Source organism: Terriglobia bacterium (assembly GCA_032252755.1).
Lineage (GTDB): Bacteria > Acidobacteriota > Terriglobia > Terriglobales > Acidobacteriaceae > JAVUPY01.
On sequence record JAVUPY010000057.1, the window covers coordinates 1 to 12,486 of the forward strand.

Genomic DNA, 12,486 nt, shown 5'->3' on the forward strand with positions numbered 1-12,486 from the left:
CCATTTTCTCGATTGCCACGAAAGTGCCATTTGGGGTACGCTTTCCGCGTTCACGAGCCATAGGTGCGAGTTGTCGTGGTGCAACTTCACCCCATTCGTTACTCCATTTCAGCCGCGCCTCGCGAGCTTTAGCTGGCAGATTGAATGCGCACAGGTCCCTTCGTACTCATAAGGGAATCATTGGCAGCACATTCTTATTCGGTTGGCCCAGGGTTACAGCAGTGCATTCAGTGCACGCAGGCAAGCGAGGAGGCTCACGTGAACCGACGGATTTTGCGGTTATTTGTCTTTATCATTTTCGCGGCGATTTTCGTACTGCAACAGGCACCAGCACAGCAAGCGACCGGAAAAATTGTCGGCACGGTGAAAGATCCTGTCGGCGCCGTCGTTCCGGGCGCCGAAGTAATCGTCACCAACGTCGACACGCAGGTCAAGAACACAGCCAAAACCGATGTCGATGGCTCGTACTATGTCAGCAATTTGCCCATCGGTGAATATAAACTCACCGTACATCAAACCGGCTTCCAGACAACCGTGACGAAGCCGTACCAGTTGGAGATTAACCAGTCACTTCGCATCGACGTGGACTTGCGAGTCGGGGCGAGCACAGAGACGGTTGAGGTTACCGGCAATGCGACGATGGTGGAGGCGTACAACTCCACCATTGGCGCGTCGATCACGGAACGGCCGATCGTCAATATGCCCCTGAACGGGCGCAATGTTCTGGACCTTGCGAAGCTCGAACCGGGCGTCGTGGAATTGAATGTCAAGCCGGACTCTTCGCTCGCAGGATCGTTCACGATCGCGGGAGGAAGATCCGATGCAGTGACGTTCCTTCTCGATGGCGGACTGAACAATAGCCTGCTGACCAACGAGGTCGTGTTCAACCCGAACCCGGATGCGATCGCGGAATTCCGCGTTCTGGAGAGTAACTACAGCGCGGAATACGGACGCAACGGCGGTGGCATCATCAGCGTAGTTACCAAGTCTGGCACCAACGGCTGGCACGGGAGCGCGTTTGAATTCAACCGCAACGACGCGTTCAATGCGAACAGCTTCTTCAACAAGCTGTTCGGCCTGCCGCGCGATGTTTTGAAACGCAACCAGTTCGGCGGCACATTCGGCGGACCGATCAAGAAAGACAAAGCCTTCTTCTTTGTCTCCTACCAGAAGCAGATTCAGCACCAGGCGCAGGTACAAACGGCCACTGTGCCGACGGCGTTGGAAATCGGCGGCGACTTCTCCCAGTCGGGGCCGGAATCACAGGCTGCAGTCGCATCGTTCCTGCAGGCGAATTCCTATTTCCAGGCCGATCCCACGCTCGCAGCGCAGGGGATCATCGATCCCACAAAAATCAATCCCATTATCCAGAAATACATTGCGGCAGGCTTGATTCCGAATAGCGGCAGCAATACTTCCAGCACTCTCTCGACAAATGCGCTTGCGACGGATAACTTCGACGAACTCACGACGAAGCTGGACTTCAACTTCACCCAGAACGACCGCCTCGCGGCAACCCTGGGCTGGGGCCGTGCGCCGGTGGTGCGCCCATTTGCGGGCGGAGCCTCTATTCCATTCCCGGTAGCGGACAAAACCCACAAATACTTCCTCAATCTCGCTTATACCAAGAATCTCTCGCCAACCCTTCTGAACGAAGCACGGATGACCATCCAGAGATTGAATCAGGCGGAGGGAAATCCGATACCGAAACTGCCCACCGCAGCGGACCTCGGGATTGCTATTACACCCGACCTTTCGACGGGACCCCCGATTCTCTATTTCTACGATTCGGGCATGACGATCGGCTTCACGTATCGTGGACCGCTGGACAAGGTGAACAATACGTTCGAGTACTCCGACGTCCTCTCCTGGACGAAGGGGAAACACACCCTGAAAGCCGGCGGACTTTTCTCGCCATATCAGAACAACACGATCTACGCATACGAGGTCAATGGCGAGTTCGACTTCTATGGATCGGGCGGCTCCGTAGGAACGGGCGTGGAATTTGCCGACATGCTGCTTGGAGTCCCGGACGAGTACTACCAGTTCGGAAACGCCCCTTCGAACATCCGCTCGAAGTCGTGGGGAGTGTTCGCGCAGGATGAGTGGCGGATCACGCCCCGACTGGTCTTGAACTTCGGACTTCGCTATGAGTACAACAGCCCGAAAAAAGACACGCAGGGCAGGTCCTTCTCGATCGTTCCAGGCCTGCAATCGACCCGATTCGTAAACGCTCCGCTCGGTCTCGTGTTCCCGGGCGACAAAGGAGCGCCAGACGGGGCGAACTTCCCGGACCGCAACGACTTTGCGCCGAGGTTCGGATTCTCGTGGAGTCCTTTGGCAAGTAATAAGTTGAGCGTCCGCGGCGGGTTTGGAATTTTCTACAACATTCTCGGCGGTGAAGACAACCTGCAGTTCAACGGCCAGGCACCATTCTTCGGCTTCGCGGACTTCTACTTCGATTCGCCGAGCTACCCGGGTGCAATCCCATATTTCGCGGATCCATTTGGTTCGACCGGCAACATAAACAACTTCCCATCGCAGCCACCCGCACCGAACATTGACTTTGCCGCGAATGGTTTCATTCCCTTCAGCGGTAACGGCGTCTACTTCGTGAACCCGCACCTGCGTACACCGTACATCATGCAGTACAACTTGAGCGTTCAGCAGCAGTTGGGGAACGCCTATCTGCTGAACGTGGCATACGTGGGCACGCAATCGCGAAAACTAACCGGATTGGTGGACAGCAATCCGTTCATTCTTGGAACCTTGAACCGCGTGCTGAATGTGCAGCCAGGTGGCGCGCCGGAGATATTCAGCTATACCGATACCTTCGACAACGTGGGCAACCAGAGCTACAACGCTTTCCAGAGTAGCCTGAAGAAACAAATCACTGGTTCCGAAAAGTGGTTCGGGGCCACCTACTTCACTTTCGGCTACACCTGGGCCAAGAATATCGACACGGCGTCCGGCTTCCGCCAGAACAGCGACCGTGTGCCATATTACGACCGCGGCAGGGACCGCGCCGTTTCGGATATGGATGTTGCACATCGGATTACTTTCAGCGGCGGCTGGGACCTCCCCTTCCAGAATGCGTGGGCAAGTGGTCCGCAGCGGTTAACGAAAGGATGGAGCATCTATCCGATCATCACGTGGAGGACAGGGTTCCCAATCGACATCCGGGGATTCCTCTCTCGTGGAATGTACAGACCCGGCCCCTCGGGCGCTGGGGACTCTTCGCTGGTGCGTCCGAACCTTACCGGGAGCAAGATCACGACCGTCGATCCGTGGTCTAACATGACCCCCGACGGCGCGCTCTGGGTCCCGATCTCCAACTTCGACGTCAGCGCAATGAGTTACGGCTTCTGTCCTCCGGGCACTCCAGATGCCGATTGCGAAGACGTTTTCAATACGAGCGATACATTGCCGTATTCGCCCAGTTATGGAACCATGGCCCGGAACTCATTCCGCGGACCGGGCCGCACCAACATGGATTTTGCGATCGCAAAATCCACGAAACTGTGGAATGAAAATTCGGCGCTCGAACTGCGGCTTGAATTCTTCAACGTTTTCAACCATACACAGTTCGATAACCCCGACTCAGGCCACCTGAGCCCGTATAACTCGAACTTCGGGTTGATTACCACCACGGCCGATCCACGCATCATCCAACTGGGAGCGAGAATCACGTTCTGATCGCTCCGTGAATTGAAAGGCCGCCGGTTCGCCGGCGGCCTTTATTCGTATCGCAGGGCTTCGATGGGATCGAGCCTTGAGGCACGGATGGCCGGCAGCATGCCGCTGATGAGGCCGACGACGGTGAGGATCAGGGTGGAGATGATGACGCTGCTCGGCGAGATCAGGAGACGGATGTCAGCGTCGGTGGCGTGCTTGGCCAGCGCGCTGTAGAACGTGAGTTTTCCGACAGAAAACGAGATCGCATAAGCCAGCAGTATTCCCGCCAGTCCACCCGAGAAGGTGATAGCCAGGGCTTCAGCGAGAAACTGGCGGCGGATGGTGCTGCGCGTGGCCCCAAGAGCCATTTCGACGCCGATCTCACGGGTGCGCTGGGTGACTGAAACCAACATGATGTTCATCAGGCCGACGCCGCCGATACCGAGCGTCAGGGTTCCGATGAATGCCAGCAGCACCTGCAATCCCATGGTGATGATTCGGAACTGATAAAGCTGGCGCATGGCGCTGAAAACCCACACAGCGCGCCGGTCTTCCGGTCTGAAGTTGTAGTGCTGTGCGAGCACGGTGCGTATCTGCTTTTCGATCTGGTCGTAATTGTCCCCTTCGAACTCGATCCACATGGCGTCTAGGTAATGCGGATCGGTGAGGTCGCTCATGGTCGTGAACGGCACGTAGATGAGGCGATTGATGTCGTTGTCGCCCTCCTGCATCTTCGGCTTGGCCACTCCAATGACTTCGAAGGAGAGCCCGTTGATGCGGATGGTTTCCCCGACCGCCCATTTACCGGAGAACAATTTGTCCTTGGCCTCAGAGCCGATTACGGCCACGCGGGCTTTCTGAATCAGGTCTTCCTCGTTGTAGAAACGGCCGAACTCGGCCTCCTGGTTGCGGATATGCTGCACATTCGGGTAATCGCCCTGGACGAGGAAGCTGTAGGTGCGGTTGTCATACTGCACGCTGGACTGCTTGTTGACCTCGGGGGTGATCCGAGTTATCTGTGGAACGTTCTCGGCGATCCTCTCGACGTCGTCGACCGTGAATCGAATTTGAGTGCCGGCCTTATTGCCGCCAGCCTGCATTGAGGTTCGGCCGGGAAACACACCAAAAACGTGAGAACCGAAACTGGCGAAGATTGTCTCGATGGCGCGGCCGAAGCCGTTTCCGTATGCCAACAGGAGGACGACCGTGGCGATTCCCCACGCCATGCCGAGCATGGTGAGCGCGGTGCGGCGACGGTTGTACCGAAGCGCGGCATAAGACTGCTGGATCAGGTCGTTGTTCATATCACTCCGACCTCAACGCGTCTACCGGCGTCAGCATCGCGGCTTTGCGCGCCGGGTAAATGCCAGCCACGATCCCCGCACATGAGAGGCTCGCGATCGCCAGCGTGGCCGATGAAGCCACCAGTTTGGGTGTATCAAATCCCGGCGGTGATGGTAGCGTTCCCAGCGCGGCCATCAGTCCGGCGGCGAAACCCATGCCGACACCACCGCTGACCAGGGTGAGCAGCACGCCTTCCATAAAGAACTGGAACAGGATGCTTCGATTCGTGGCGCCCAGGGCTTTCCTCAGCCCGATTTCGCGCGTGCGCTCGCTGACCGAGACCAGCATGATGTTGATGATGCCGATCGCTCCGAGCGCAAGCGTCACCAGGCCCACGCTGCCGAGGAACATATTCATTGCGTCAAATATCTTGCCAACCATCTGCGCCGAGCGGATCGTGTCCCACTCTTCGAAGGCATCGTCGTTGTGGTAATCGAAGCCGTGATTGCGAGCGATGACACGTCGCACTTCGTTACGCGCAAGAATATGGGAGTCCCGCGTGCGCGGGGTGTAGTTGATCCACGAAAGCGCTCCAATTTCGCCGTCCTCTTTGAGCGGGAAATACGTCGACATCGTGGAGTACGGAATATAAATGCGCTGATTCGTCGAGTTGTTATCGCCTCGGCCGACCTGGTCGAGGACGCCGATGACCTCGAAACGCATCCCGTTCAGGAGCATGAAGGTTCCGAGCGCCGGGTGGCCGGGATAAAGGTTCTTCGCAACTTCACTGCCGAGCACCGCGACATTCCGGCGATCGCCTTCATCTTGCGTGCTCAACCAGCGGCCCTGCTTCAGCGGAAGATACCGGATGCCACGGAATTGCGGTTCGGCGCCGATGACCTGGCCGTTGGCGCTATTGTATTCGCTGACCGCGCGCAAATCCTGGCGGGAAAGAGCAGGCACGGCCTGCTGCACGTCCGGACACTCGCGCACAATGTCGCGGTAATCCTGGTAAGTGAGCTTGTATTCACGGCCGCTGTTCTGATTGCCCTCGATGGCAGGGGCACGCGCCGGAAAGATGAACATGATGTTCTCGCCGATCTGATCCAACTGACGGCGATTGCCGGTGCGAAAGCCTTCGCCGAGGCCAACCAGCAACAGAAGCGAGCCGACGCCCCAGGCAATTCCGAACATGGTTAGAAACGAGCGCAGCTTGTGCGCCCAAAGCGTACGGAAAATCTGGCCAAAAGTGTCGAACAGCGCCCTCATAAGAATCTTTACGGTGGCACGGGAAGGAAAGTTCCGCAGCCCCCTGTGGATAGACGACTCGAAAGACGAAAAGACAGCACTTTCTTGGATTTAGCTTAAAAGTCCACGCTCACTGCGTGAGGATATTTCTGGGCGCAAGATCTTCTTGAGGTTGTTATATCGAGAAATCATTCCGGGCACGTGCTTCGCACGGCAAATCCTGTTTCGGATCTCGCTACCGCAGGCTGTCCTCAACCTCCGCCAGCCAATCCGGCCTCTTAAGCACCTCACGCGGGCGAGGCCCGTCGGCGGCGCCAACGATGCCGTCCTGCTCCATCAGATCGATGAGGTGCGCAGCGCGGCCGTAGCCGATGCGCAGGCGACGCTGCAGCAGCGAGGTGCTGGCTTTGCCGCTCTCCAGCACGACGCGAACTGCGTCCTGGTAAAGCTCGTCGCCTTCCTCGCCATCGCCGCCGTCCGTTCCTTCGCCGGCTTCGCCGCGGACGCTGTTGCCTTCCTCTTTCGGCGCCTTGAGGAACTCTTCGTCGTACTGCGCGACCGACTGTTTCTTCCAGAACTCGACGACCGCTGCGATTTCTTTTTCGGTGACGAACGGCGCGTGCACCCGATGCAGGCGCGACGATCCGTTCGGCAGGTAGAGCATGTCGCCGCGGCCCAGCAGGGCTTCGGCGCCATTGGCGTCGAGAATCGTTCGGGAATCGATCTTGGTCGCCACACGGAACGACATGCGTGACGGGAAGTTGGCTTTTATCAGACCAGTGATGACGTCCACCGAAGGCCGCTGCGTCGCCAGCACCAGGTGGATGCCGACGGCGCGTGCCATCTGGGCGAGGCGCGTGATCGACTCTTCGACGTTGCTGCCGTCGAGCATCATCAGGTCGGCCAACTCGTCGATGATGATGACAATGTACGGCAGCGGCTTCTCCTCTGTGCCGTCGTCGAAGAGGCTCGGCGTCGCGTTGTCCTCGAAAGTTTCGTTGTACTGCAGGATGTTGCGAACGCCTTTTTCGGCGAGCACTTTCAGGCGGCGCTCCATCTCGCGAACGGCGTTGCGTAGTGCGTTCGAAGCCAGCTTGGGCTCGGTGATGATGGGTACGTACAAGTGCGGCACGCCTTCGTAGTTGCCGAGTTCCAGCCGCTTCGGGTCCACGAGGATCAGTCGAACCTGATCGGGCGTCGCCTTGTAGAGGATCGACATGATGAAGGCGTTGATCGCGACCGACTTGCCGCTTCCGGTCGAACCCGCAATCAGCAGGTGCGGCATCGCGTTCAGTTCGGCGGTCTGGATGCGCCCGTTGATGTCCTTGCCGAGCGAGAGCGTCAGCTTCGATTTGTTGTTGAGGAACTCCGGCGCTTCCACAACTTCGCGCAACCAGATCGTCTCGCGATGCTCATTCGGTACCTGGATGCCAACGGTCGATTTTCCGGCCATGCGCTCGATCAGCACGCTTTCGGCTTTCAATGCCAGGCAAAGGTCGTCTTGAAGGCTGACGACGCGGCTGTACTTGATACCAGCTTCTGGCTTGAATTCGAACGTGGTGACGACCGGTCCGGGGTTGATTTGGGTGACCTGGCCATGCACGCCGAATTCGGCGCACTTCTCGGTCAGTACCTGCGCGAGCCGCTTCAGTTCCTCTTCGTCGAAGTCGCTGCGCTCATCGGCGCGATGCAGCAGCGCGCTCGAAGGCAGTTTGTAGCTGCCGGCCATCTTCGGCATGACCGTCTTCGGACGAGTGTCGGCATCGGCACGCGTACCGACCGCGACTTGCTCGGCCTGGGCTTCAATTGGCGCGGGCGTACTGGGTCCCTGCTCCTCTTCCAGCATCTTCTCGATGCCGGTCTTTGCCGGCGGCTGCGGAGCGGGAACGATTTGGCGAGCGCGGATGGGTGTTGGCTGTGCTGCGACGACCGGAGCGGCGGCAGCTTTCGCGGCCTTCTCTTTCTCCTTGCGCGCAAGGCGCTCGGCTTTGTTCTTCGCACGGGCGATTCGCCAATCCTGGAAGCGATCCCACGCCGCGAACACGAATGAGAAGCGCGTTTCGGTCCACAGGCGCAAGGCGCCGAAGCTGAAGGCCGTGCAGAGATAGAGGGCGACGGCAATTGCGGCCAGGCAAACAATGTATGCGCCGGTGACGTTGAAGTAGTGAATCATCGCGTCGCCGACGATGCGGCCCAGCAGGCCCTCGATCGGAATCGCGTGCAGCCAGTTCCAGTGCCAGGGGAGCAGCGCCATCAGAGCCGAGGAGAACACAACGAGCGAGATCGCTCCCAGCGTCTTGGCCGCCGGCGACTCGACCTTGCGCGAGCGGAACCAGCGCTGGCCGAACATCCCGAGGTACACCGGGACAAAGAACATGGAGATGCCGATGTACTGGAACATCAGGTCGCTGAACAACGCGCCGGTGATGCCGATCCAGTTATGCGCCGGCTGCGATGCCGAGACGCGCGACGCCGTATTGAACGAGGGGTCGAGTGGGCTATAGGACGCAAGCGCGAGGAACAGGAGGACGGCGGCGACGAACAGGAGGAATCCCACCAGTTCGTTCAATCGCTTGTTGCCTGTTGGAGTAAATAGTCGCGAGAAAAATTTAATCATGGCGTACGGCGGACGGACACGACCACTCCCGAGACTTAGGGTCCCGAAGCGCGCGTCCTGAAGATTGGCCGATCTTACGCCAGAGCAAGAGAATTATGACAGAAATCCAGAGCCTGAACAGCTAATTCCATGGTTCCGGGTGGTTCCGGGCAGTACGAAGGTTGATGCCCGATTTCGCTTGGGTGGCCCAGGGTTGTGGGCCCTTTTTGGACGGGTTGCCTGGGGAGTCTTCGCGTGGGTTCCAGAATCCGATCCTCGGCAACCTGCCGCCGGCGACTCGCGCCGCTGATTTTATTTGCGCCTGAAGACGATTTCCCAGCCGCCAACGAGCGTGTACTTGTTCCCCAGCAGTCGCCACGGAGCTTTTGCGACGCAGGCGGCGAGTGTGTGCCATGGGTGATGGCGGAGATCGGTTTCGACCAGCGACGGCGCGGAATGCAGAACTTCGAACCGCGATCCTTCAGGGACGATGTTGAGAACGTTTTCCCAAAACCGCTGCCCGAAATCATGAATGTGCGCGGGGAAAGTGAAGTCGAGTTTCCGCCCGAGCACCGTAGCAAATTCCAGGATTCCCGCTACTGCCGGCGTCCGAACATACAGGACACCGTCGCGATTCAGGGCGCCGAACAGTTGCGTAAGCGACCCCAGCGGATCCGTAAGGTGCTCCAGCACAGCGCTTGCAACGATGACGTCCGATGGCGGAATGGGCGCGCCGGGCCGCTGGGCCTTGATGCTGATTCGCGGATCTTGGGTGGCGACACACTCGGCGTAATCGATAACCGTGATCTCCACAGATGTGCAACCACGCTCCGCAAGAATCTGCGCCAGGGAATAAGCCAGCCTCCCCTCGCCGCCACCAAAATCCGTGATCGCCACGTCTCTTCGCGGTTCGCCGATGAACGACGCGACGTGGCGCCCAAACCGCCCAGAGCAATCGTGCGTCACTTTCGGCCCCGGCTTGCGGTAATAGTTCGAGTAATACTCTATGAGCGCGCTCTCTGTCGGCAGTCGGGAACCGCTGCAGGCATAGCACTTGGGACAGCGCAGCAGAAAGACATCGGGAGAGTCCTGCAATTTCGCAACCGGATTACGCGTGAACTCCGCTCCGCAAATGACGCAGCACACCAACGGCGGCGAAAGTTTCGACTCGGGCAAATGCGCCGATTCGTGGAAGAGTGCGGTTCGCATCAAAAATAGTTTTCAGGAGCAGTCCGCCTGCTGGGAAGAAGTGTATGAGGCGCGAACTGAGTTTCGTTCCGAAACGGGAAAGAGCTGGCTAATCGGAAAATCAGAAGAACACTTCAGTTTGGGTACTGTTTGTCCTTCGGATTTCCCGATCTTCGGTTCTTCATTGTTTTACTTATTTACCCGGGCCATCGCTGCCGGCGTGTATCGCTCTCCAGCGAATGCGCCTACCGGGGCGACCTCATCGATACGGTCGAGGTCTTCCCGCGTCAGCCTGATGTCAACCGCGGCGGCGTTCTCTTCGAGATACTTTACGTGCTTCGTCCCGGGGATCGGCACGATGTCGTCGCCCTCGTGAAGCAGCCATGCCAGCGCGAGTTGCGACACCGTGATTCCCTTCTCTCCGGCAATCTCTTCCAGGTGGCGGCGAATGCGCAGGTTCTGGTCGATGTTGCCGGACTGGAAGCGTGGATGGTTTCGGCGATAGTCGCTGGCTTCGAGATCGTCGGGCCTCATCTTGCTGAGGAACCCGCGCCCGAGCGGGCTGTACGCAACAAACGTGATGCCCAGCTCGCGGCAGGTGGGGAGAATACTTTCCTCGGGGTCGCGGGTCCAGAACGAGTACTCGGTTTGCAGCGCAGCGATGCGGTGCACCTTTGTTGCGCGTCGAACTGTCGCGGCGGCAGCTTCGGAGAGCCCCAAGTGCTTCACCTTGCCTTGCTCGACGAGCTTTGCCATGGCGCCGACCGTGTCTTCGATCGGAACGTCGGTATCGACGCGATGCTGGTAGTAAAGGTCTATCTGGTCGAGGCCGAGGCGGCGCAGGCTGGCATCGCAGGCCTGCTGAATGTACTCGGGACGGCCGTTCACGCCTACCCAGTTGCCCTGCTCGTCACGCACGTTGCCGAACTTGGTCGCGAGCACCACCTTGTCGCGGCGGTCGCGAATAGCGCGTCCGACAAGCTGCTCGTTGTGACCACGCCCGTAAACATCTGCGGTATCGAGGAAGTTGATGCCGAGTTCCAGGGCACGGTGGATGGTTTTGATCGACTCTGCGTCGTTTGTTGTGCCATAGAACTCTGACATGCCCATGCAGCCGAGTCCGATGGCTGATACGGAAACATTAGTTTTGCCAAGCTTTCGATATTTCATAGCGACATTTTTGATGCGCGGATGCTACAGCGCGATTTCGGCTCGAGCGATATCGGCCGGAAACTCTGGTTTAACTGCGAAGGCCACGAGGACGCGAAGGAAAAAGTCTCTTCTTCCGTTTGCGTTCACCTGCCCGTAGCCGTTGCTTCACCCCCACCCATTGCCGACAACTCTTTCAGGATATTCCCCACGAACGCCTTTGCGTCGCCGAACAGCATCAGGGTGTTGTCCATGTAGTAGAGCGGGTTATCGATGCCCGCGAAACCCGGGCTCATCGAGCGCTTGATGACCATCACCGTGTGCGCCTTATCTACGTCGATGATGGGCATCCCAAAGATCGGGCTGGACGAGTCAGTGCGAGCCGCCGGGTTAGTAACATCATTGGCGCCGATGACGAGCGCAACATCGGTTTGCGGAAGGTCGCTATTGATCTCATCCATCTCCACGAGACGATCGTATGGAACATCCGCCTCGGCCAGGAGCACGTTCATATGTCCGGGCATGCGGCCCGCGACCGGGTGAATCGCGAAACGCACGTCGACACCGCGCTTGGTCAGCGCGTCATAGAGTTCACGAACCTTGTGCTGCGCCTGCGCGACTGCCATGCCATAACCGGGAACGATCACGACCGAATTCGCGGCCGCCAGAATTCCAGCAGCATCTTCGGCGCTCGCGCTTTTCGCCGTGCGGGTTTCCGCGGCAGCGGCGGCACCCGCCTGTACCTGTCCGAAGGCGCCAAACAGGACGTTCGTGAACGAGCGGTTCATGGCCTTGCACATAACCACGGACAGGATGAACCCGGAGGCGCCGTCCAAGGCTCCGGCAACGACCAGCACCTTGCTGTTCAGCACGAAGCCCAGCAGCGCCGCGGAGAATCCGGCGTAGGAGTTCAGCAGCGAAATCACCGTCGGCATATCCGCGCCGCCGATGGGAGTGACCAGCATGGCGCCAAACACCAGCGCCACTCCGACCATGACCGGAAACAGGTGCGTAAATTCCGGATGGAGCACAAGCGTCACCATCAGCGCGATTGCCGCGCCGAGTACCGACAGGCTCACAAAGTTCTGCCCTTTATAAGTGATGGGCCGCTGCGGCAGAAGTTCCTGAAGCTTTCCGGCGGCGATCAAGCTGCCGGTAAAGGTGAGGCAACCGATAATCACCTCGAGACCGATTTCCGCCATCTGAAACTTGGGAACCCGCGGCGCCGACACGTAATATTCCGCAATGCCGATCAAGGCCGCCGACATCGCGCCAAAGGCGTGACTCACCGCGGTCCGCTGCGGCACGGCGGTCATCTTCACCATGCCGAGCGGCACGCCCACGCC

The 12,486-nt window shown here is 58.7% G+C and carries 7 protein-coding genes; 1 reads left to right on the plus strand and 6 read right to left on the minus strand.

The features are described from left to right. The first annotated feature begins 258 nt into the window (after positions 1–258). Positions 259–3,696, plus strand: a complete 3,438-nt coding sequence (locus ROO76_13575) for a TonB-dependent receptor (protein ID MDT8069190.1) — start codon at positions 259–261, stop codon at positions 3,694–3,696. A 41-nt stretch (positions 3,697–3,737) separates the two neighbouring features. On the opposite strand, the gene ROO76_13580 is transcribed toward ROO76_13575, so the two are convergent. The 6 genes from ROO76_13580 to ROO76_13605 all read right to left on the minus strand — a co-directional run. After that, complete coding sequence (locus ROO76_13580) at positions 3,738–4,979, minus strand: ABC transporter permease (GenBank protein ID MDT8069191.1); 1,242 nt, start codon at positions 4,977–4,979, stop codon at positions 3,738–3,740. A 1-nt stretch (position 4,980) separates the two neighbouring features. After that, on the minus strand, positions 4,981–6,228 hold the full coding sequence (locus ROO76_13585) for an ABC transporter permease (protein ID MDT8069192.1): 1,248 nt from the start codon (positions 6,226–6,228) through the stop codon (positions 4,981–4,983). Between the two features lie 214 nt (positions 6,229–6,442). Further along, positions 6,443–8,824, minus strand: a complete 2,382-nt coding sequence (locus ROO76_13590) for a DNA translocase FtsK (GenBank protein MDT8069193.1) — start codon at positions 8,822–8,824, stop codon at positions 6,443–6,445. Positions 8,825–9,115: 291 nt separating this feature from the next. Further along, positions 9,116–10,012: a methyltransferase domain-containing protein gene (locus tag ROO76_13595; protein MDT8069194.1), complete on the minus strand. Its 897-nt coding sequence runs from the start codon at positions 10,010–10,012 to the stop codon at positions 9,116–9,118. Between the two features lie 168 nt (positions 10,013–10,180). After that, complete coding sequence (locus ROO76_13600) at positions 10,181–11,161, minus strand: aldo/keto reductase (protein ID MDT8069195.1); 981 nt, start codon at positions 11,159–11,161, stop codon at positions 10,181–10,183. Positions 11,162–11,286: 125 nt separating this feature from the next. Then, positions 11,287–12,486 (minus strand): NAD(P)(+) transhydrogenase (Re/Si-specific) subunit beta (locus ROO76_13605; GenBank protein ID MDT8069196.1); only part of this gene is annotated, 1,200 nt, incomplete at its 5' end.

Bases quoted from the DNA above. Each gene is read 5' to 3' on its own strand.
- ROO76_13585 (MDT8069192.1), bottom strand. From the start codon at position 6,228: ATGAGGGCGCTGTTCGACACTTTTGGCCAGATTTTCCGTACGCTTTGG.
- ROO76_13580 (MDT8069191.1), bottom strand. From the start codon at position 4,979: ATGAACAACGACCTGATCCAGCAGTCTTATGCCGCGCTTCGGTACAAC.
- ROO76_13590 (MDT8069193.1), bottom strand. From the start codon at position 8,824: ATGATTAAATTTTTCTCGCGACTATTTACTCCAACAGGCAACAAGCGA.
- ROO76_13600 (MDT8069195.1), bottom strand. From the start codon at position 11,161: ATGAAATATCGAAAGCTTGGCAAAACTAATGTTTCCGTATCAGCCATC.
- ROO76_13595 (MDT8069194.1), bottom strand. From the start codon at position 10,012: ATGCGAACCGCACTCTTCCACGAATCGGCGCATTTGCCCGAGTCGAAA.